We start from the raw sequence: 21,098 nt of genomic DNA, 5'->3' as shown, positions 1-21,098 counted from the left end.
TTGGTTATTGAGTAGGGTAAAGGGGCTAAGAACAACTCAGCCCCTTTTTTTCGCTTCTGCTTCTGCCGGATGGGGAAACGATGATATCGACTCGGGGGGCCTGGTCGATACAAAACCGGAGTGTCATGTTGGTGCCAATCGCAGTGCCATCTGGACTGAATCGCACAAATTGTCGATTGGCCGTCACGGTATGTTTTTCAAGAAAGGGTTCTGTTGCTGATAACAAGATATCGCCACTTGCAATATCGAATTGGCGATCCTGATTGATGTCGATAAAGACAAGCATGCGCTGGGCGCCGGTTTGATTTGCGAGTACACAGCCTTCTTTTGTGGAGTTTATGACAGGCATGGCAAGACAGGCTGTGACGGGTTGCTGCTGTGTGATAGCTTGCCGTTGGCCGAAGATCAGGTGGTCCTGCAGGTTTCTTGTGTAGATGTCGCTGTTGGTAGATGTCAGCAGATTTGCCAATGACGGCAGTCCCAAGGTCAACAGGATGGCTGTCAGGCTTGCAGATATTAAAAACTCAAGCAGGGTAAATCCATTTCGTGCCATAGCGTATGAGTCCTTGTTCAAAGGAGACTCTAAGCATAGCTATTGGATTGAAATGGATCCTTTTGTGCTCGTGTGTGTTTCGCAGTAGTTAACGCAGGTCATGGACATACAGCACCACTTGCCTGGCTATGGGCACGTCCAGCATGCATTACATTAATCGTCACACTATTTTCACCGCTAATACAAAGCGAAAATATAACTTCAATATTGGCTTCATCAGGCGGGACTTCCGTTATGGTGCCGACCGGGTTGAAGCGCAGCGCCTGTGCATCGGCGGAAATGGTCAGTTCTGCAGGAAACTCTGGACTGGCAGCAATAGTTGCTTCGTTACCATTAAGCTTCAGGTCGCCATTACTATCGATAAAGGCGAGTAGCCGGTTAGTTCCACGCTGATTGGCAGGGATACAACCTTCGACTGCAATGTTATTACTCAGTGTCACGGTGGTCAGGCAAAGCGTGACGGTCTGCTGGTTGGAGATAGCATGTTGTCTCGCATAGTTTAAGTGGTTTAGCAGGTTCTTTTCCTGGGTCGCCAAATTATTGCTGCCAAGCAGGTTAGAGAGGGAAGGAATACCAATCCCCAACAGAATGACGCCCAGCGCAATGGCTATTATCAACTCCATCAGGGTAAATCCGGCGTTTTTCATATCTGCGAAGGCCTGTCGTTCCGTGACTATGTACAGCTTATCCTTCCCGCTGGTTGCTGTCACACGGTTACGCCTGTCTTGAACTGGCAGATTGCCCCCCTTTTCTTTATCATTCCCCATCATTTTCGAATACAAGATGCATCGCCATGGCAAAAGCCCTCTCTCTGATGCTTGCCCAGTTGAATCTGACGGTAGGCGCCATCGAAGATAACACTGACAAAGTGCTCGCTGCGGCAGCTCAGGCCGAGCAGCAAGGTGCCGATCTGCTGGTCTGCTCCGAGCTGGCCCTGACCGGCTATCCACCGGAAGATCTGCTGCTGCGTGCCGACCTGATGGTCCGGGTTGAGGCCGCGCTGTCTCGCATTGCCGCATGGCAGGGCAACTGCGCCATTCTGGTGGGTCACCCTTGGCGCGAAGGGGAGGCGCTCTACAATGCGGCTTCCCTCTATGAGCAAGGCAAGCTGGTTGCCCGCTACTTCAAGCAGGATTTGCCCAACTACGGCGTGTTTGATGAGAAGCGCTACTTTACCGCCGCGACCGAGACTTGTGTGGTTCCCTTCCGTGGTCACAATCTGGGCCTGCTCATCTGCGAAGACCTGTGGCAGCCTGGCCCGGCGCTGGCCGCCAAGGCTGCGGGGGCCGAGCTGCTGCTCACCATCAACGCCTCGCCCTATGATCAGGAAAAACCCTGGATCCGCCGCGAGCTGATGGCCGAGCGCTGCGATCAGACCGGTCTGCCGCTGGTCTACCTCAATCAGGTCTGCGGTCAGGACGAGCTGATTTTCGACGGCTGCTCCAAGGTGTTCAGCAGCCAGGGTGAGTTGACCCACAAGCTGGCTCCGTTTGCCGAAGAGCTGATGCTGGTACGTTTTGCTGATGGCCAGCCAGTGAAGGAGCGGGAGCCCGCTGCGCCGCTGGAGCCGTTGGCCGAGACCTATCAGGCGCTGGTGCTGGCAGTGCGCGACTACGTTACCAAGAACGGTTTCCACGGTGCTGTGCTGGGTCTATCCGGCGGCATCGACTCGGCGCTGACGCTGGCCATTGCGGCCGATGCCATCGGTGCCGACAAGGTGCAGGCTGTGATGATGCCGTTCCGCTACACCGCCCAGATGAGTGTGGAAGATGCCAAGGAGCAGGCCGAGCGGATGGGGGTTGAGTTCAACACCATCTCCATCGAGCCGATGTTCGAAGGGTTTATGACCCAGCTGGCGCCGCTGTTTGAAGGTACCGCCCGCGATACCACCGAAGAGAACCTGCAGGCCCGCTGCCGCGGCGTGCTGCTGATGGCGCTCTCTAACAAGCGTCGTCGTATCGTGCTGACCACCGGTAACAAGAGCGAGATGGCGGTCGGTTATGCCACGCTGTACGGTGACATGGCCGGTGGCTTCGACGTGCTGAAAGATGTGCCCAAGACGCTGGTATTCAAGTTGTGCGAATATCGCAACTCGGTTGACTATGTGATCCCGCAGCGGGTTATCGACCGTCCTCCTTCAGCGGAGCTGGCGCCGGATCAGGTGGATCAGGACAGCCTGCCGCCGTACGACATCCTCGATGCAATCCTCAAACGTTACGTGGAAGAGGATGCCTCGGTCGCCGACATGGTGGCGGAGGGCTTCGAGGAGGCTGTGGTGCGCAAGGTGATCCGGTTGGTGGATCTCAACGAATACAAGCGTCGTCAGGCGGCGGTCGGGCCCCGCATTACGGCTCGCAACTTTGGTAAGGATCGCCGTTACCCCATTACATCCGGGTTCGGCAAACAGAACTGGTAAGGAGTCACCATGAAGAAGATTGAAGCCATCATCAAACCGTTCAAGCTGGACGATGTGCGCGAGGCCCTGGCCGAGATCGGCATCAACGGCATGACCGTATCCGAAGTCAAAGGCTTCGGCCGCCAGAAGGGCCATACCGAGCTCTATCGCGGCGCCGAATATATGGTCGACTTCCTGCCGAAAGTGAAGGTGGAGCTGGTGGTGCAGGACGAGGATCTCGATGCCTGCCTGGAAGCGATCCAGAACACCGCCCGTACCGGCAAGATTGGTGATGGCAAGATCTTCGTCTGCGAGGTGGAGCGTGTCATTCGTATCCGTACCGGCGAAGAGAACGAAGACGCGATCTGACCTTGGCTATCTCTTTACCTGACCAGAGGCGTGAAGTGTGGTCTCATTTGATGGGGTGGATGCGCTTGCTGGTGGTCGCAAGCCTGTTGGCGGGCCTGACTGCTTGCAGTACCCGTCCACCGGCTCAGCCGGAAAATCTGTGCCAGATCTTTCGCGAGAAGCCTGACTGGCACAAGGCTGCGCTCAAGATGAATGAGAAGTGGGGGACGCCGATCCATGTGGTGATGGCCATGATGTATCAGGAGTCCTCTTACGTACATGACGCCCAGCCGCCGATGCAGTATTTTCTCTTCATCCCGACCGGGCGGGCCAGTTCGGCTTATGGTTATGCTCAGGTCAAAGATGAAACCTGGGCGGATTACCAGCGGGAAACCGGCAACAGCTGGAGTGACCGCGATGACTTTGCCGACGCCATCGATTTTATGGGTTGGTACACTAACAAAGCCCAGCGGCTCAATGGCACCTCCAAGTGGGATGCCTATGGCCAGTACCTCAACTATCACGAAGGGTGGGGTGGCTACCGGCGTGGCAGCTATCGCAGCAAGGGGTGGTTGATGAAGACCTCTCGCAAGGTAGAGGCTCGCGCCCAGCGCTACGGCGCCCAGTACCGTCAATGCAAGGATCAGCTCTCCCGCGGGGGCTGGTTCTGGTAACCAAATCAGGAGTCAGAAATGCCGTTATTGGACAGTTTTACCGTTGACCACACCCGTATGGAAGCGCCAGCGGTGCGTGTGGCCAAGACCATGCAGACCCCGAACAAGGACACTATTACCGTGTTCGACCTGCGTTTCTGTGTACCGAATCAGGAGGTCCTCTCCGAGCGCGGTATCCATACGCTGGAGCACCTGTTCGCCGGTTTTATGCGTGATCACCTGAACGGCAATGGAGTGGAGATCATCGATATCTCCCCCATGGGTTGCCGTACCGGTTTCTACATGAGCCTGATCGGTGCGCCTGACGAAGCCCGTGTTGGCGCAGCCTGGCAGGCAGCCATGAGCGATGTGCTGACCGTGCAGGAGCAGGCCAAGATCCCCGAGCTGAACGAGTATCAGTGCGGCACCTACAGCATGCACTCGCTGGAAGAGGCGCACGCCATCGCCCGTCATGTGCTGGAGCGAGGTATCGGCGTCAACCACAACGACGAGCTGGCCCTGCCGGAAGAGAAGCTGAAGAGTCTGTGAGGCTGATGAGCTGTCGCTCATCGGATAATCTCTTCAGGGAATGTTAAAAGAGCCGGTCAGCCATGCTGACCGGCTCTATTTTATTCAGCCCGATCGCGGTTATGGGGATGACTTGCTCCTCTTGCTGACTCTGATTAGGATGGTTTTTGACCTGAACCTGTTGGCGGAGGTGTGACGATGAAAGGGGTATTGCTGCGTTGGCTGGCCCGTTATGACGCGTGGTGCGAGGAGTGGGGGCTCACCCAGGAGAACCGGCGCTGCTGCACGCCGGTTCGTTATGATGATGATTCAAGCAAAGAGCGAGCTTGTGCAGAAGAGGCTGAGCTCAATCAAAATTGCGGGTCACGGCACCGGTAACGCTGTTGTACTCGAAGCCGAGGCCGTTTTCATACTCCAAGCCAGTCTGGAAGCGGTTGATTGAGTCGCGCAGGATATAGCGGCAGTTATTGTGATATTCGTTCGGTTCATCTTCATCTATATGTTTCGTTTTAATCTCGATGGACAGGTAGTCAACCCCTTCTGGAATAACTCCGCTGTTGAGCTCTGCGCTGGCAGCGGTTTGGCCGCCATCAAGCAGGTTATTAAATAGCAACTCGCAATCCTCAGTATTATTGACCGAGATATGGTTGCCTGTGCCGGTCTTGTAGGGTGTGTCTGCCGGTTTGTAGTAATCCTCTTTTGTCCCCGCCGGCCAGCCATAGCGGTTGATGTCTATCGTGCTGTTGCCAAAACTGCTCAGGTTATAGAGCGCGATCGCTTGCCCCTGTACTTTCACTGCCCAGCCAGCATGAGCCAGCTGAACTGCACTGGCAAAGCTGCCTGCGGTCGCCGAGACCGTGCTTGTCAGGGCATCATCCTTGATATTGATAAAGCGGGGCAGGGCGGTGACGGCCAGGATCCCCAGCACTATGATCACCAGCACCAGTTCAATCAGGGTAAAGCCGTTGTTTCTGTTGTTCATCATGTTCAATGACCCATTAAATACCGCAAACAGGTGTGAGTGATATGCAGCTGATAGATACCCATTGCCATCTCGACTTTCCGGTGTTCGACCAGGACAGGGAGGCACTGCTGGCCCGTTGTCGGGCATTAGGGGTGACGGAGTATATCATTCCTGCCATCGCAGAGGATAACTGGACTCGTGTGATGGCACTGGCAGAGCAACATGACGGCCTCTTTTATGGTCTGGGCGTTCATCCCTGGTACGCCGGTGAACAGCGTGAGGGGGTGATGGATCGGCTGCGAACGCTGGTGATGAGCCAACCTGCCGGGCTGGTAGCCATAGGCGAGTGCGGGCTGGACCTCCGTTCTCACGTGCCGCAGGAGGGGCAGCTTGCGCTGTTTGAGGCTCAGATCCGGCTGGCTGCTGATGCCGGGCTCCCCCTGATGATCCACTCGGTGCGCGCCAATGACACTGTGGCCAAGCTGTTGCGCCGCTTCAAGCCGCCTCGTGGCGGGGTGATCCATGCTTTCAGCGGTTCGTTGCAGCAGGCGGAGGCTTTCTGGCAACTGGGCTTTCGACTCGGGGTGGGCGGGGTAATCAGTTTTGAGCGGGCGAACAAGACGCGAGAGGTATTTCGGGCCATGCCGCTCGAGGCCCTGGTGCTGGAAACCGATTCGCCCGATATGCCCTTACAAGGTGAGCAAGGCACCCGGAATACCCCGGAAGCGCTGCCGAAAATAGCGGAAATATTGATGACCTTGCGGGAGGAATCATCGGCAGATGTTGCCAAGGTGTTATTTGAAACTGCCCGGCATATTTTCCATCACGACCAATAGCCATGAAACAAATTCGCAACACCTGATTTAGTTGTCAGGGAAAAAAATGAGCGTAAAAATCGTTTGCTGTCTAATTTTGTGACACTTGGACATTTTGATAACGATAAAATGTGACCAGCATTCTATTTTATCGGACTTTAATTAGTATAATGCGCTCCCCTTGATTAGTTGGGTTTAATAACAACTCGCTAACAAGCTAGGTGCTACTAGAGGAAGATAATAATGAATTTGTTCATGGGTCTGGTAGGGATGGCGACGCTCGTCCTTATCGCGGTGCTGTTTTCCAGCAATCGCAAGGCAATCAACGTCCGTACCGTTGTCGGTGCGTTCGCAATTCAAGCCGGTCTGGGGGCGTTTGTTCTCTATGTGCCGGTTGGTCGCGATATCCTGGTCGGCGTGTCCGACGCGGTATCCAGCGTGATCAGCTACGGCCAGAACGGGATCGACTTCCTGTTTGGCGGTCTGGTCAGCAACAAGATGTTTGAAGTGTTCGGTGGCGGCGGCTTTGTCTTTGCCTTCCGTGTTCTGCCGGTCATCATCTTCTTCTCTTCCCTGATTGCAGTGCTCTACTACCTGGGCATCATGCAGATGGTCATCAAGTTGCTGGGCGGCGGTCTGCAGAAAGTACTGGGTACTTCCCGCACCGAATCCCTGTCTGCAACTGCCAACATCTTCGTCGGTCAGACCGAAGCGCCGCTGGTGGTTCGTCCCTACATCGCCAAGATGACTGACTCCGAGCTGTTCGCCGTCATGTGTGGTGGTCTGGCTTCCGTTGCCGGTTCCGTACTGGCCGGTTACGCCTCCATGGGCGTGAAGATGGAATACCTGATTGCTGCCTCCTTCATGGCTGCACCGGGTGGTCTGCTGTTCGCCAAGCTGCTGGTTCCCGAGACCGAGACCCCGAACTACGACGAAAGCTCTGCCGATGCCGAGCTGGATGACAAGCCTGCCAACGTCATTGACGCTGCTGCTGCTGGCGCTTCTGCCGGTATGCAACTGGCCCTGAACGTCGGCGCCATGCTGCTGGCCTTCATCGGTCTGATCGCCATGATCAACGGCATCTTCTCCGGTGTGGGTGGCTGGTTCGGTTATCCGCAACTCTCTCTGGAACTGCTGCTGGGCTGGATCTTCTCCCCGCTGGCCTTCCTGATCGGTGTGCCCTGGAATGAAGCAGTGGTTGCTGGTTCCTTCATCGGTCAGAAGCTGGTAGTCAACGAGTTCGTGGCTTACCTGAACTTCGCTCCGTACCTGAAAGACGAAGTGCTGATCAACGGTGTGGCCATGTCCGATCACACCAAGGCGATCATCTCCTTCGCACTGTGTGGTTTTGCCAACCTCTCCTCTGTTGCCATCCTGCTGGGTGGTCTGGGGTCCATGGCGCCGAACCGCCGCGGTACCATTGCACGCTTTGGTCTGAAAGCCGTATTGGCTGGCTCTCTGTCCAACCTGATGTCTGCCACTATCGCAGGCTTCTTCCTGGCACTGTCCGGCATGTAATAGCCGTCTGACTGACAGGGTATAAACACGAACGCCACGGCATCTGCCGTGGCGTTCGCGTATGGAGCGGTGACAACCGTTTTCCTATCTAAACTAATAATAAAATGAGTCAAATCGGAGGTTATATGAATGAAGTGCTACTGGCGATGGTGGCCGGCTTTATAGTTGGTTTGTTGTTTTCTTTCCTCAAATTGCCGATCCCGGCACCTCCCGTTTTGTCCGGGGTAATGGGGATCGTCGGGGTCTATCTGGGGGGATTGGCCTACTCCTGGATCCTGACCCGTTTCTTTTCGTAAGGCTTTTTTAGACCTAGATTTGCCAGATGTGAGGTACCTCTGAAATTGGCAAATCCGGCTTGCAAACAGGGGGTATCTCGGCTGAAATAGGCGTTGCCAGCAGGGTGCTGGCAATGACTAATGCTCGATGAAATCGGGTGTTGGCGGTCAAATGGAATTGATTGGGAAGTCGGGTCAGATGTTGTCGGCCTTTCTCAAGTCTTCATGGAACCAAGTCCGCACTTTTGTAAGAAAGTGACAGGGCTCTTGCCTTATTTACAGTCGTAGTGCCTGCAGGGTGTTTTGAATAGCATCCCGATAGTGCCGGTGCCTTCGCACTGTAATTCCATTCCCGTATAGCTGGGGATTACTGCCTGTGCATCCATCGCTGGATGGTATGGTGGTGCCCGGTTATCTGGATTAAATCGAGACTTTGGAGAACAGAATGACTGATCTGAAAGTGGCCGCTCAGCGCGCCCTGAACCTGATGGACCTGACCACCCTGAACGATGACGACACCGATCAGAAGGTGATCGACCTGTGCCATAAGGCCAAGTCACCGGCTGGCCTGACCGCCGCCGTCTGCATCTACCCCCGTTTTATCCCTATCGCTCGCAAAACCCTGCGTGAGATCGGCGCAGCCGACGTACGCATTGCGACCGTGACCAACTTCCCGCACGGCAACGACGACATCGAGATCGCCGTGGCCGAAACCCGTGCAGCTGTCGCCTACGGTGCTGACGAAGTGGACGTGGTGTTCCCGTATCGCGCCTTCATGGCTGGTAATGAACAGATCGGTTTTGATCTGGTCAAAGCCTGTAAAGAGGCCTGCGGTGCCAACGTGCTGCTGAAAGTGATCATCGAAACCGGCGAGCTGAAAGAAGAGGCGCTGATCCGTCGCGCTTCAGAAATCTGTATCGATGCCGGTGCCGACTTCATCAAGACCTCCACCGGCAAGGTGCCGGTCAATGCGACCCCAGAAGCGGCACGCATCATGATGGAAGTGATCAAGGCCAAGAATCCGAAAGTCGGCTTCAAGCCTGCTGGAGGCGTGAAAGATGCCGCCGTTGCCGGTCAGTACCTGGCCATGGCCGAAGAGATCCTCGGCAACGACTGGGTGTCCGCCCGTACCTTCCGCTTTGGTGCATCCAGCCTGCTGGCCAGTCTGCTGGCCACTCTGGGGCATGGCGACAAGCCGGCCAACACCAGCGGTTACTAATAGGTTGATGAGAGGGCGGACGGCTGTCCGCCCTGTTAGCCCCCACCATGCGGTGTGCGGGCAAGGATTCAGGCTTGTGTAACGCCAGCAATGGCGGAGGGAATGAAAGATGTTTTTGCCTCAAGAAATTATTCGCAAGAAGCGCAACGGTGAAGCGCTCAGTACCCAAGAAATTCAATTCTTCGTTCAGGGCATTACCAACAACACCATCGGCGAGGGGCAGATTGCGGCGCTGGCGATGGCGGTCTACTTCAAAGACATGACCATGGATGAGCGGGTCGCCCTGACCTGCGCCATGCGCGACTCCGGCATGGTGCTGACCTGGGATCACCTCAATCTGGGTGGCCCGATTGTCGACAAGCACTCCACCGGTGGTGTGGGTGACGTTGTCTCCCTGATGCTCGGCCCGATGGTCGCTGCCTGTGGCGGTTTCGTGCCGATGATCTCCGGCCGTGGCCTGGGCCACACCGGCGGTACCCTCGACAAGCTGGACGCTATTCCCGGCTACCAGACCTCGGTCGACAACGACCGTTTCCTGAAAGTGGTGAAAGAGGCGGGTGTCGCCATCATTGGTCAGACCGGCGATCTTGCCCCGGCTGACAAGCGTATCTATGCAGTACGTGACATTACCGCCACCGTTGAATCCATCGCGATGATCACCGGCTCCATCCTCTCCAAGAAGCTCGCCTCCGGGCTCGAAGCGCTGGTGATGGATGTGAAAGTGGGCTCCGGCGCCTTTATGCCGACCTTCGAAGCCTCCGAAGAGCTGGCCAAGAGCATTGTGGCCGTGGCCAACGGTGCCGGTTGCCGCACCTCTGCGCTCTTGACCGATATGAACCAGGTGCTGGCCTCCAGCGCCGGTAACGCGGTGGAAGTACGTGAAGCTGTGCGCTACCTGACCGGTGAATACCGTAACCCGCGCATCCACGAAGTGACCATGGCGCTGTGCGCCGAGATGCTGATCTCCGCCGGTCTGGCCAGCGACGAGCGCGATGCCCGTGCCAAGCTGCAGGCGGTGCTGGATAACGGCAAGGCGGCCGAGATCTTCGGTCGCATGGTGACTGGTCTCGGTGGCCCGGCCGATTTCATGGAGCGTTACGACGCTTACCTGCCCAAGGCAGCCATCGTACGTCCGGTTTTCGCAGCCAACAGTGGCTTCGTGACCGCCATGGATACCCGCGAGCTGGGTCTGGCCGTGGTCGCCATGGGCGGGGGGCGCCGCGCTGCCGGTGACAAACTTGATTATGCGGTCGGTCTGACCGACTTTATCCGCCTGGGTCAAAGTGTCGATGCTGACAAGCCGATCGCGATGATCCACGCTCAGACTGAAGAGCAATATGCTCAGGCTGCCAGCATGGTGCAGGCGGCTGTCCGGATTGGTGGCGAGCGGCCGGAGGCACTGCCTGAAGTGTACCGCCGTATCACCCTGGCCGATTTGTAACAAGGGGAAGACCCATGAAACGTACCTTTATTCTGATGATGGACTCTTTCGGTATTGGCGCTGCTGCCGACGCCGACAAGTTCGGAGATGTGGGCGCCAACACCCTTGGCCATATCGCCAAGGCGTGTGCGGCAGGTGAAATTGAAGGCCGCGGTGCCCTTAATCTGCCGAACCTCAACAAGCTGGGTCTGGGCCACGCCTGCGAGCAGGCCTCCGGCTACTTCCCGGAAGGGCTGAAGAAAGATATCGAGGTGGTCGGTGCCTACGGCTTTGCGCAGGAGCTCTCCTCCGGCAAGGACACCCCGTCCGGTCACTGGGAGATCGCCGGCGTGCCCGTGCTGTTCGAGTGGGGCTACTTCAAGGATCACCACAACAGCTTCCCGCAGGAGCTGCTGGATGCCATCGTCGAGAAGGCCGGTCTGCCGGGTTATCTGGGCAACTGCCACGCCTCCGGTACCCAAGTGCTGGATGATCTGGGCGAAGAGCATATGCGCACCGGCAAGCCGATCCTCTACACCTCTGCCGACTCCGTGTTCCAGATTGCTTGCCATGAAGAGACCTACGGCCTCGAGAAGCTCTATGAGCTCTGCCACATCGTGCGTGAGCTGCTGGAGCCCTACAACATCGGCCGCGTGATTGCGCGTCCGTTCGTAGGTACTGGCAAGGGCAACTTCAAGCGCACCGGCAACCGTCACGACTACTCAGTGCTGCCGCCGGCGCCGACCGTGCTGGATTACATGAAAGATGCGGGCGGTCAGGTGGTCTCTATCGGCAAGATTGCCGATATCTATGCCCAGCAGGGCATCACCAAGCAGGTGAAAGGGACCGGTCTGACCGAGTTGTGGGATCGCACGCTGGAAGAGGTGAAAGCGGCCGGTGACAACACCATCGTCTTCACCAACTTTGTGGACTTCGACTCCTCCTACGGCCACCGCCGTGATGTTGCCGGTTATGCCGGTGCACTGGAGTATTTCGATTCCCGCCTGCCGGAGCTGTTTGAGCTGCTGCAAGATGGCGACGTGGTGGTGCTGACTGCCGATCACGGCTGTGACCCGACCTGGGGTGGCACCGACCACACCCGCGAATACATTCCGGTGCTGTTCTTCGGCAAGCCGGTCAAGGCCGGCTCCGTCGGTCGTCGCGAGACCTTTGCCGATATCGGCCAGAGCATCGCGGCTTACCATGGCCTACCGAAACTGGCGTACGGTACCAGCTTCCTGTAATTTACCCGCCCGCCACTTCGGCGGCGGGCAATTTATAAAACAATAAAACTCAACCTAGTGTGAAGGAATCAAGAGAATGGCAACTCCTCATATCAATGCGAAAGATGGCGCCTTTGCTGATACCGTGCTGATGCCGGGCGACCCCCTGCGCGCCAAGTACATCGCTGAAACTTTCCTGGAGAACGTCGAGCAGATCTGCGACGTGCGCAACATGTTCGGTTTCACCGGTACCTACAAGGGCCGTCGTATCTCCGTCATGGGTCACGGCATGGGTATCCCGTCCTGCTCCATCTACGCCAAAGAGCTGATCACCGATTACGGTGTGAAGACCCTGATCCGCGTGGGCTCCTGTGGCGCTGTGCGTGAAGATGTGAAACTGCGTGACGTGGTGATCGGTATGGGTGCCTGCACCGATTCCAAAGTAAACCGTCTGCGCTTCAAGGATCACGACTTCGCTGCCATCGCCGACTTCGACCTGGTTGCCAATGCCGTGCAGGCCGCCAAGAACAAGGGCGTTGCCGTGCGCGTCGGTAACATCTTCTCCGCCGACCTGTTCTACACCCCGGACCCCTCCATGTTCGACGTCATGGAAAAATACGGCATCCTGGGTGTCGAGATGGAAGCCGCCGGTATCTACGGTGTGGCCGCAGAGTACGGTGCCAAGGCGCTGACTATCTGCACCGTCTCAGACCATATCCGTACCGGTGAGCAGACCACCTCTGAAGAGCGCCAGCTGACCTTCAACGACATGATCGAAATCGCACTGGATTCCGTCCTGCTGGGCGACAAGTAATTCCTTCGCGAATAAGAAACGGCGGCCTTCTGGCCGCCGTTTTTGTATCTGCTCTCTGGTTGCGCCATCAGTTTTCCGGAGGCGGCGAAGGGGGCGTACTCTTTTTCTTGTGCTTGCGCACCCGCATGTAGTTACGGCGCACGCCGTAGGAGATGAGCACCCCGGCCAGCAGGGCAACCAGCAACATCAGCCGCTGTTTCTCCTGCACCACCTTGAGCCGGGTGTCCTTGTCTGCCAGCATCTGCTGCTCTTCCAGGGTGATGCGCAGGAAGCCGATGGTCTGCTCGCCATCCCGGATCTCCTGTACGAACTGGATCCGCCCCTTGCCCTGCTCCGGCAGTGACTTGTTATCGCTGCCGATGGGCAGCAGGCTCTCCAGCGGCACCGCCTGCTCCGATTGGGCGAGGGGAATGCCGCGTCCGTCGTAGAGGGTGGCATCGAGGATCTCCGGCTCCGCCGCCAGATCTCGCGCCAGCCGCTCCAGCTCGCTGCTCTTCTCCTCCTTGATCCAGCGTTTCATGTCGCGGGCGGCATAGGCGACCAGCGCCTGTGCCCGGTTGCGCGCTTCGCTGTGCAGCGAGGCCTGGCTTTCACCCTGCATATGGATGAGCACACCGAGCACCCAGCATCCGAGCAGGATACCGGCACCCAGGCTGAGAACACGTTTGATGGGAAGATGACGCTGCAAGCGTGAGACCTCTGGTAACAAGGAGTGGCGCGATCTTGGCGCTTGCCTGTACAAAAAGCAATACGCTACTCTGGGCCAGCACTGTTAACCCCCTGATCACCAAGGAAGGCGTATCCCTTATGTTGTTGTCCCGGCTCCCCCCTCTGTTATCCGATTGGCCCGCGTTGTTGTCCGGCTCACCCTGTTGGCAGCTCAATGCAGATGCGTTGCAACCGACAGAGGCTCCGCAGGCTGGCGGCTGGTTGGTGCTGTTTGGCAAGGGGCTGGGTGCCTCCCATCTGGCGCGTCTGTCGCCACTGTTGGCTGCGCAGGAGTTGGCGGCCACCCTCTATCCTCCCACCAAGGTGGCGGGCGTGCCGTTGCTGCTGCTTGGCTGCGATCGCTTCTCTTCCGAGCTGGTGGCCGAGCTCAAGAGCGGTGAGTGGGAGATCGATCTCTGCCATCTGCCCGCGCTACCGACCCTGAAGGAGCCCGGCCTGCTGGTAATGGACATGGACTCCACCGCGATCCGCATCGAGTGCATCGACGAGATTGCTCGGCTTGCCGGGGTTGGCGAGCAGGTGGCGGCAGTGACGGCCGCAGCCATGCAGGGCAAGCTGGAGTTTTCCGACAGCCTGCGCAATCGGGTGGCCCTGCTGGCAGGGGCACCGGTCACCATTCTAGACGAGGTGGCGGCATGGATGCCTTGGATGCCGGGCTTGCAGCTGATGGTCGATACCCTCAAAGGGGCGGGTTGGAAGGTGGCTATCGCCTCCGGCGGTTTTACCCGTTTTGCTGGCCAGTTGCAGCGCGAGCTGGGGCTAGATGCCATCTTCGCCAACGAGCTGGCGGTGGAGGGGGGCCAGCTGAGCGGCAAGGTGAGCGGGCGCATCGTCGACGCCAGCGTCAAGGCCGAGGTGTTGCAGCAGCTTGCTCAGGAGTACGGCATTGCTGCCGACCAGACCGTGGCCATTGGCGATGGTGCCAACGATCTCAAGATGATGGGGGTCGCGGGTCTTGGCATTGCCATTCACGCCAAACCACTGGTGCGGGCGCAGGCGGCGGCCACCCTCAATCATCACGATCTGGAGGGGGTGGTCTGCCTGCTGGCGGCGCGGGCCTGCAGCGAGCAACGCTGGGACAAGCGCTGACAGTGTTTCAAGGAGGAAACCAATATAAATGGAATTGTTGCAGCAGTCTCTGTTTATCCCCTGTGGTAGCCATCAATTGCATGTTCGCCACATCAAACCCCGGGTCGCCGTGCATGGCGAGCCGATCCTGATGGTGCACGGCGCCATCGAGAACGGCCGGATCTTCTATACCGAATCGGGCAAAGGGTTGGCCTGCTTTCTGGCCCGCCATGGCTATCAGGTTTATGTGGCTGATTTGCGGGGGCGGGGGCTCAGCACTCCTGCTATCGCCGAGCAGGCGGAGCACGGTCAGCATGAGCTGATCACCGAGGATCTGCCCGCCCTGCACCGCTGGATTGCCGAGCGCCATCATGGCTTCAAGGTGCATTGGGTGGCCCACTCCTGGGGCGGTGTCATCATGGCCTCGACCCTGGTGCGCTTTCCCGAGCTGGCGGAACAGGTGGCCAGCCTGCTGTTTTTTGGCACCAAGCGTGGCGTGTCGGTGCACAATCCCGAGCGCTGGCTGAAGGTGGATCTGATCTGGAATCGGCTGGCCCCCTGGCTGGCCCGCCGCCGTGGTTTTCTGGCGGCTCGCAATCTGAAGATCGGTGCTGACGACGAGCCGCTGCGCTATCTACAGGAGACCATCCCCTGGGTCAAGTGCGGCCCCTGGCAGGATCCTCACGACGGTTTTGCCTATGACGAGGCGGCGGCACGGGTCAACTGGCCACCGCTCTGGATGATTTCGGCCAAAGCGGACAAGGTGCTGGGTCACCCGACCGATGTGCGCCGTTTCAGCGACGAGATGGGTTCGGCCACGCGTCACACCCGATTGGGGCGGGACAACGGCAACCGCCTCGATTATGACCACATCAATATGCTGACCGCCCCGCAGGCCCAGGAGGATCACTTCCCCCAGATCCTCGATTGGCTGCTCAACCCGCAGGCGGCATGACAAAAAACAGGGCGCCTCGAGCGCCCTGTTTCATTTTTGTCTGTTTCCGGATCATCAGTTCAGCGGCGGCGTGATGCCAAAGCGGAACAGGGTGGCCTGGGTGGTATCGGTCAGTTCGCCTACCCCCACCACGCTCCAGAGCTCCTCTTCCAGCTTGCGTGCCTTGTGGATGGCGAACTTGGCGATGTAGTCCAGCTCGTTGGCGATGAAGTTGGTGTCGGGCCGTCCGGTACGGGAGATACCGACCAGCACCGAGTAGAACTCCCCCTGTTGCTGCGCCAGCTCGATGAACTGACGCTTCTCTTTGACGTTGGCAAAGCTGCTGGCCAGCCGGCTGCTGAAGATGGGCAGGCCGGCCTTGGTCTGGATGCTGGCGATATAGACCTCGTCCTCTCTCGGTTTGTCCTCCCGCTCGATGGCACGCAACGGGTTCATCAGCAGCTCCTTGAGCAGCTCCCCCTGAAACAGCGGGTAGAGGTTCTCCTGCTCCGGCAGCTCGGCACAGGCTTGCAGCAGCCGCTGCAGACTGCGCGGTTGCAGAGACTTGCCGATGGAGGCCGGTTTGGGCGCGCCCTTCAGCTTGTTGACGTAGACCGGCGAGTTGAACAGGTGGTGGGTGTAGATGTTGCGCAGTGCCCGCGCCAGCCCACGATAGCGGCGCTGCTCCTGCGCCGCCTTGAGCTTGTTCTGGTTGCTCTCGATCAGCAGGCTGAAGAATTGGCGGCCGGTATGGCGATCCGAATCCCCTTCGATGCAGAGGTGCAGCACGGTGCGGGTCATGTTGAGGCTGACCAGTCGGTAGGAGAGGCGCTGCAGATCCATGCTCTTGGAGAGCTCCTGCAAGCGGGGCAGGGCGATGGTCACCACATCGTTCTTCTCGCCGATAAAAGCATCTTCCAGCTCGATTTGCAGGCCGTGTGTCGAGATGTCGCGGGTCCAGCCGATCCAGGATTTGCCGTTGTGATGGATGGCGACCGCGGTCTTGTGGATGTAGCGCGACTCCTTGCGCAGCTGAACATAGTGCAGGGTCTCGATCTCGAACGGGGCAACCCCCTGCTCGTGACCAAAGCGTTGCAGCTCGTTGGCGTTGTTGCTGACCCCCTCCTGATGGAACTCTTCTCGCTGGGACTCCAGGCCGATCTCCTGCAGCAGGCCGCAATAGCCGATCTGCTTGAGCCGCTCGAGCAGCAGGATATCTTGCAACTGCGGGTTGTCTTGCCCCTGCAGTTGTCCCACATCCGCTTCGACCAGATCGCACGCCTCCAGCGTGAACTTGTAGACTCGCCAGCTGGGGCGGCGTGAGCCCACCAGGAAGAAGAGGGCGGTGAGGCCACTCTGGCGCAGCTCCTCGGCGGTGGCGGAGAAGAAGTAGATGTGGCTGCGCACCGTGTGGGTAAAGCAGTAGATGATGGTCTCGGTGGTGGTGCCGGGGGCCGGGCAGAGCCGTTTCATCCGCTCCGCGCTGAAAAGCCCCGCGAGGGCATCGCGGTTTTTCTCATCGCGCCAATACTCCAGCAGGTGCTGGTTGTTTTCCGTGCGCAGGGCAATCTCGAGATTGGGGCTGTCGCCGGTGCCGAAGAAGAGCGGCATGCCGGTCATCCGCGGCAGGTAGAACTGCTCATACCCCTTGATGATGGCGGCGGAGAGCAGATAGTCGACGCTGACCCGATAGCGGATCTTGTTGGCGTCGATAAAGTCGCTGAGGAAGGCATCGAAGGCGGGCTGTTCGCCGGAGCGCACCAGTCGCAGCCAGTATTTCCCCTCTTTGCTCTCTTCGCCGAGGATCTGATAGCCGACCGACTGATGCAGCACCGGATTGGGGGTGTCCCGCTCCAGTCCGGTAAAGAAGACCTCTACTTGGGCGCCGGTGTGATAGTTCGGCAGATAGGGAACCGAGACCCGCATGCCACCCAGCGAGAGATCGGAACTCTTGGCGAACAGCTTCTCCCCGTCCTGAAACTTGATCAGCACCGGCGAGCTGAAGTGCATCCGCTCCTGACGGCGGCCGTAGTAGCTGGCAAAGGCAATGGTGTTGACATCATATTGCCGGAAGGGGCTGGCCGGCGGCGACAGTTGACCATCCACGCGGGCGTTGTGGTGCTGTTTTTGCCACTGTTGCAACGCCTCGTAGACGCCGAGGGTATAGATATCGCGGTAGAGATAGCACTGGGACTGGAACAGGGCTATCGCATCGGCGGGCATGAAGTGAGTGATGCCGTCAAACTCATGCACCAGGCACTCATCCTCCAGCTCATCGCGCATATCGATGACCCTGCGGCAGGGGGAGCACTTGCGCTTGAGCTCCATCTTGATCAGAAAACGGCTGTTGCTGTTTTCCTCCTGGGTCATGCGGTTGAAGATCTCCTCGAAATCTTTCTCCCGCAGCAAGGGGACGAGTTGTTCAATCAGATGTTGCTGGTGTTCTGAATCCATTTGTTCCTGCCACGGAAAGTCACTTTTCCGATTCTGGGTTTGATCTGTCGGTCGCAAACAAGTATATCAAGCAGGAATTCATCCTGTCCCCGAGTTATCAATGGCCAAAAATAAAACTGCTTATGTTTGTTCCGAATGTGGTGCCGACTTCACACGCTGGCAAGGTCAATGCAGCGAGTGCAAGGAGTGGAATACCATTACCGAGGTGCGCCTCGGTTCGGTGAGTCCCGCAGGCAAGAGTGCCCGTTACACCGGTTATGCCGGCGCGGTCGGCAGTCAGGTACAGACACTGGCAGAGATCGCCACCACCGAAATTCCTCGTTTTACCTCAGGTTTCAAGGAGCTGGATCGGGTGCTTGGTGGCGGTGTGGTGCCCGGCTCGGCCATTCTGATCGGCGGCAACCCGGGGGCGGGCAAGTCCACCCTGCTGCTGCAGACCATGTGTGGTCTCGCAGAGCGGATGAAAACCCTCTATGTCACTGGTGAGGAGTCGCTGCAGCAGGTGGCGATGCGGGCCAACCGCCTTGGGCTACCTACCGACAAGCTGCGGATGCTTTCCGAGACCAGCGTCGAGCAGATCTGCCTGATTGCCCAGCAGGAGCAGCCGCAGATCATGGTGATTGACTCCATTCAGGTGATGCATGTGGCGGATGTGCAATCGTCCCCCGGTTCTGTCTCACAGGTGCGCGAAGCGGCTGCACTGCTGACCCGCTACGCCAAGCAGAATCATGTGGCCATCTTTATGGTGGGCCATGTGACCAAGGATGGCAGTCTGGCGGGCCCCAAGGTGCTGGAACACTGCATCGACTGCTCTGTGCTGCTCGATGGTGGCCATGACTCCCGTTTTCGGACTCTGCGTTCCCACAAGAACCGCTTCGGTGCGGTCAACGAGCTGGGGGTCTTTGCCATGACCGAACAGGGGATGCGCGAGGTGAGCAACCCCTCCGCCATCTTCCTCAGCCGGGGGCAGGAGCAGGCGCCCGGTTCCATCGTCATGGTGATCTGGGAGGGCACCCGACCGCTGCTGGTGGAGTTGCAGGCGCTGGTGGATTACTCCCAGCTCTCCAACCCGCGCAGGGTGGCGGTGGGGATGGATCACAACAGGCTCGCCATGTTGCTGGCGGTGCTGCACCGTCACGGCGGGTTGCAGATGGCGGATCAGGATGTCTTCATCAACGTGGTTGGCGGTGTCAAGGTCGAGGAGACCAGTGCGGATCTGGCGCTGCTGCTGGCGATGGTCTCCAGTTTCCGGGATCAGGCGCTGCCCAAGGATCTGGTGGTGTTCGGCGAAGTGGGTCTTTCTGGTGAAATTCGCCCGGTGCCATCCGGCCAGGAGCGGTTGCAGGAGGCGGCCAAACACGGTTTTCGTCGCGCAATCGTGCCGCACGCCAATGCCCCCAAGCATCCCATCGAAGGGATGGAAGTGGTGCCGGTCAAGAAGCTGTCTGAGGCACTCGAGGCGCTGTAATCCCTCAGCATTGCAATCGAGACAACCGCACAACGGAAAAAGAGCGCCTCGGCGCTCTTTTTTATGGGCTGGCACCTGCCATCAGGGCTGGCTATGTTCCAAATGTTCGCTCAGCAGTTGTTCCAGCTCGCGGTGGAGTAGCTCTTCGTCGCCGACGTTGAGCTCGATCATCCGCTTGAGGTGGGTGGCGCTGTCGATATCGATGTGGTGGCAGTAGAACCCCAGCTTCTTGCTGGCTTCGTGGGTCAGCTCGACCTGCATTTTTATCTCGATATCGCTACCACTCAGGATAAAGCTGAGCTGGTACTCCTTGTTGTCACGGCTCTCCCAGTCGTCGGGGCGGATCAGCAGGGCTCCCTGCAAGGAGACGTCGACAAGCTGGGTCTGCCACTTCTGTTCCCCCTGGGTGAGTTCTGCCATGGTCAAGTAGAGGATCCGTGCAAAACGGCGGCGCTCAGACATGCTCATCTCCTGTATGCAATAAGTGTGGACGCTAGGGTCATTGCTCTGAGTGTAATCCACCTTGGTTGCCAGTATCTTGAACTTGCTCCGAAAATGGCATTCAGGCTTGCTGGGTACTCAAGGATTCCACCACATGAAGCGCCTTGACCAGGCGATCTTCCTGTTTGAACCGCTCTTCCAGAACCGGACCCAACTCATTGAGATCATCATCCAGTAGCAGCAATTGGGCCTCGTCGGCATCACTGTATTTGTCGTTGAACTCGAGGGCGAATTCAGTGCTGTTACGAATATGGGGATAGATGCGCTTGGCCAGCTCCAGTGTTTCGCCGCTGGCTTGCTCGAAGGCGGTGACGACGTGGTGGTAGATCTCGAAATGGCCTGCACTGACATAGTCGACCAGGCGGTCGCAAAACTGATGCAGCTCTTCTGTTTTGGGCAGGCTGCGTTGTTTGGTCCGCGCCGGAGTGAGGCCTGCCAGCTGCATGTATCCAACCAGCAACGCTTGCCTTGCATCCAGCCAGTCGTCGATAGCTTTATGCTTGCCTGCCAGCGCCTGCTTGGTCTGTTCCAGTTTCGTCAACATAATCCCTATCCCTCCGTGGGGCAAAGGCTGGCCGATTGTTCGGTATTCCGAGCCGTTTGAGCAGTGACACAACCTATAACTAGGGAAAATCTGGGCAAGCGTCAATAGCCATGGGGGGATAATGTTAAGTGGCGAAGAAATAGTCAGCGGATTGTGTCTGCGTGCTAGCAGGTTTCAGGCCTGCTCACGGTTTTTCGCGTGTGGAATGTGACTATTTCCGCAGATCTTGATGAAAACCCCAGCGTTTGACGCGTTCGGCTCGATAAAGGCTTTGCCTGTGCGTTTTTTTTTGCATAGAGTGACCCAGCGCTAAATGCCCGATCATAAAGGAAATGTTATGAACAAAGCTCAACTTGTCGATGCGATTGCCGCCAAAGCAGATCTGAGCAAAGCTCAGGCCAAAGTGGCTCTGGAAGAGATCATCAATGGTATTACCCAGAGCTTGAAAGAAGGCGATGCTGTGCAACTGGTCGGTTTTGGCACCTTCAAGGTCACCCACCGCGCAGGCCGCACCGGTCGTAACCCGCAAACTGGTAAAGAGATCCAGATTGCTGCTGCCAACGTGCCTTCATTCGTGGCTGGCAAGGCTCTGAAAGACGCCGTCAAGTAAGTCCGAAAGTCTGTTTTGTCCAATGCCAGTCAGCTTGCTGACTGGCATTGTTTTTATGGGATTCT

Annotated in this window: 22 protein-coding genes; 15 read left to right on the top strand and 7 right to left on the bottom strand. The window is 57.9% G+C overall.

What is annotated here, in order from left to right; translation table 11 throughout:
- Positions 1-25: 25 nt before the first annotated feature.
- Together OKC43_RS12330 and OKC43_RS12325 are read right to left on the bottom strand one after the other, a co-directional pair.
- On the bottom strand, positions 26-553 hold the full coding sequence (locus OKC43_RS12330; RefSeq protein WP_236271923.1) for a GspH/FimT family pseudopilin: 528 nt from the start codon (positions 551-553) through the stop codon (positions 26-28).
- Positions 554-651: 98 nt separating this feature from the next.
- On the bottom strand, positions 652-1,335 hold the full coding sequence (locus OKC43_RS12325) for a pilus assembly FimT family protein (RefSeq protein WP_236271922.1): 684 nt from the start codon (positions 1,333-1,335) through the stop codon (positions 652-654).
- Positions 1,336-1,346: 11 nt separating this feature from the next.
- Between OKC43_RS12325 and OKC43_RS12320 the strand changes: the two genes are divergently transcribed.
- Genes OKC43_RS12320 through luxS form a run of 4 tightly spaced genes read left to right on the top strand, consistent with a single transcriptional unit; the run spans position 1,347 to position 4,498 of the window.
- Positions 1,347-2,969: an NAD+ synthase gene (locus OKC43_RS12320; protein ID WP_236271921.1), complete on the top strand. Its 1,623-nt coding sequence runs from the start codon at positions 1,347-1,349 to the stop codon at positions 2,967-2,969.
- A gap of 9 nt (positions 2,970-2,978) precedes the next feature.
- Positions 2,979-3,317: a nitrogen regulatory protein P-II gene (gene glnB, locus OKC43_RS12315; RefSeq protein ID WP_005308848.1), complete on the top strand. Its 339-nt coding sequence runs from the start codon at positions 2,979-2,981 to the stop codon at positions 3,315-3,317.
- A 59-nt stretch (positions 3,318-3,376) separates the two neighbouring features.
- Complete coding sequence (locus tag OKC43_RS12310; protein ID WP_322112498.1) at positions 3,377-3,970, top strand: transglycosylase SLT domain-containing protein; 594 nt, start codon at positions 3,377-3,379, stop codon at positions 3,968-3,970.
- Between the two features lie 18 nt (positions 3,971-3,988).
- Complete coding sequence (gene luxS / locus OKC43_RS12305) at positions 3,989-4,498, top strand: S-ribosylhomocysteine lyase (protein ID WP_236271920.1); 510 nt, start codon at positions 3,989-3,991, stop codon at positions 4,496-4,498.
- A 325-nt stretch (positions 4,499-4,823) separates the two neighbouring features.
- On the opposite strand, the gene OKC43_RS12300 is transcribed toward luxS, so the two are convergent.
- Positions 4,824-5,462, bottom strand: coding sequence for a type II secretion system protein (locus OKC43_RS12300; protein WP_236271919.1), 639 nt, complete (start codon positions 5,460-5,462; stop codon positions 4,824-4,826).
- 41 nt (positions 5,463-5,503) lie between these two features.
- Here OKC43_RS12300 and OKC43_RS12295 point away from each other — a divergent pair, with 41 nt between their 5' ends.
- From OKC43_RS12295 to deoD, 7 genes are all read left to right on the top strand, one after another.
- Positions 5,504-6,277 carry a TatD family hydrolase gene (locus OKC43_RS12295; RefSeq protein ID WP_164537715.1) on the top strand — a complete coding sequence of 258 codons (774 nt, stop codon included), beginning with the start codon at positions 5,504-5,506 and terminating at the stop codon, positions 6,275-6,277.
- Between the two features lie 222 nt (positions 6,278-6,499).
- Entirely contained in the window at positions 6,500-7,774 is a 1,275-nt protein-coding gene (locus OKC43_RS12290) for a NupC/NupG family nucleoside CNT transporter (RefSeq protein ID WP_005340466.1), read from the top strand.
- Positions 7,775-7,899: 125 nt separating this feature from the next.
- A complete protein-coding gene (locus tag OKC43_RS12285; protein ID WP_005340467.1) occupies positions 7,900-8,070 on the top strand; it encodes a XapX domain-containing protein in 171 nt (56 codons plus the stop codon).
- Positions 8,071-8,494: 424 nt separating this feature from the next.
- Positions 8,495-9,268 (top strand): deoxyribose-phosphate aldolase, encoded by a 774-nt coding sequence (deoC, locus tag OKC43_RS12280; RefSeq protein WP_005340468.1) that lies wholly within the window; start codon positions 8,495-8,497, stop codon positions 9,266-9,268.
- Between the two features lie 109 nt (positions 9,269-9,377).
- A complete protein-coding gene (gene deoA / locus OKC43_RS12275; RefSeq protein ID WP_005341327.1) occupies positions 9,378-10,709 on the top strand; it encodes a thymidine phosphorylase in 1,332 nt (443 codons plus the stop codon).
- A gap of 14 nt (positions 10,710-10,723) precedes the next feature.
- Positions 10,724-11,932, top strand: coding sequence for a phosphopentomutase (locus OKC43_RS12270; RefSeq protein ID WP_139408470.1), 1,209 nt, complete (start codon positions 10,724-10,726; stop codon positions 11,930-11,932).
- Positions 11,933-12,008: 76 nt separating this feature from the next.
- A complete protein-coding gene (gene deoD / locus OKC43_RS12265; RefSeq protein ID WP_005340471.1) occupies positions 12,009-12,725 on the top strand; it encodes a purine-nucleoside phosphorylase in 717 nt (238 codons plus the stop codon).
- 67 nt (positions 12,726-12,792) lie between these two features.
- Here the strand turns inward: deoD and OKC43_RS12260 are convergent, their stop codons facing one another.
- Positions 12,793-13,413, bottom strand: coding sequence for an AhpA/YtjB family protein (locus tag OKC43_RS12260; protein ID WP_005340472.1), 621 nt, complete (start codon positions 13,411-13,413; stop codon positions 12,793-12,795).
- Positions 13,414-13,532: 119 nt separating this feature from the next.
- On the opposite strand from OKC43_RS12260, the gene serB reads away from it, so the two are divergent.
- Both serB and OKC43_RS12250 read left to right on the top strand, forming a co-directional pair.
- A complete protein-coding gene (gene serB, locus OKC43_RS12255; RefSeq protein ID WP_236271918.1) occupies positions 13,533-14,543 on the top strand; it encodes a phosphoserine phosphatase SerB in 1,011 nt (336 codons plus the stop codon).
- 28 nt (positions 14,544-14,571) lie between these two features.
- Positions 14,572-15,477 carry an alpha/beta hydrolase family protein gene (locus tag OKC43_RS12250; protein WP_236271917.1) on the top strand — a complete coding sequence of 302 codons (906 nt, stop codon included), beginning with the start codon at positions 14,572-14,574 and terminating at the stop codon, positions 15,475-15,477.
- Positions 15,478-15,531: 54 nt separating this feature from the next.
- Here the strand turns inward: OKC43_RS12250 and OKC43_RS12245 are convergent, their stop codons facing one another.
- Positions 15,532-17,910 (bottom strand): PilZ domain-containing protein, encoded by a 2,379-nt coding sequence (locus OKC43_RS12245; RefSeq protein WP_236271916.1) that lies wholly within the window; start codon positions 17,908-17,910, stop codon positions 15,532-15,534.
- Between the two features lie 100 nt (positions 17,911-18,010).
- Between OKC43_RS12245 and radA the strand changes: the two genes are divergently transcribed.
- Positions 18,011-19,378, top strand: a complete 1,368-nt coding sequence (gene radA / locus OKC43_RS12240; RefSeq protein ID WP_005340481.1) for a DNA repair protein RadA — start codon at positions 18,011-18,013, stop codon at positions 19,376-19,378.
- Between the two features lie 81 nt (positions 19,379-19,459).
- On the opposite strand, the gene OKC43_RS12235 is transcribed toward radA, so the two are convergent.
- Together OKC43_RS12235 and OKC43_RS12230 are read right to left on the bottom strand one after the other, a co-directional pair.
- Positions 19,460-19,840: a PilZ domain-containing protein gene (locus tag OKC43_RS12235; RefSeq protein WP_005340482.1), complete on the bottom strand. Its 381-nt coding sequence runs from the start codon at positions 19,838-19,840 to the stop codon at positions 19,460-19,462.
- A gap of 100 nt (positions 19,841-19,940) precedes the next feature.
- Positions 19,941-20,423 (bottom strand): Rsd/AlgQ family anti-sigma factor, encoded by a 483-nt coding sequence (locus tag OKC43_RS12230; protein WP_005348975.1) that lies wholly within the window; start codon positions 20,421-20,423, stop codon positions 19,941-19,943.
- Positions 20,424-20,760: 337 nt separating this feature from the next.
- Here OKC43_RS12230 and hupA point away from each other — a divergent pair, with 337 nt between their 5' ends.
- Positions 20,761-21,033, top strand: a complete 273-nt coding sequence (gene hupA, locus OKC43_RS12225; RefSeq protein ID WP_005340484.1) for a nucleoid-associated protein HU-alpha — start codon at positions 20,761-20,763, stop codon at positions 21,031-21,033.
- The last annotated feature ends 65 nt before the right edge of the window (positions 21,034-21,098 follow it).

It is taken from the genome of Aeromonas sp. Y289-2 (assembly GCF_027705925.1).
Lineage (GTDB): Bacteria > Pseudomonadota > Gammaproteobacteria > Enterobacterales > Aeromonadaceae > Aeromonas > Aeromonas veronii.
Note: the sequence above shows the minus strand (reverse complement) of the source record. Positions and strands in the feature narration are given on the sequence as shown.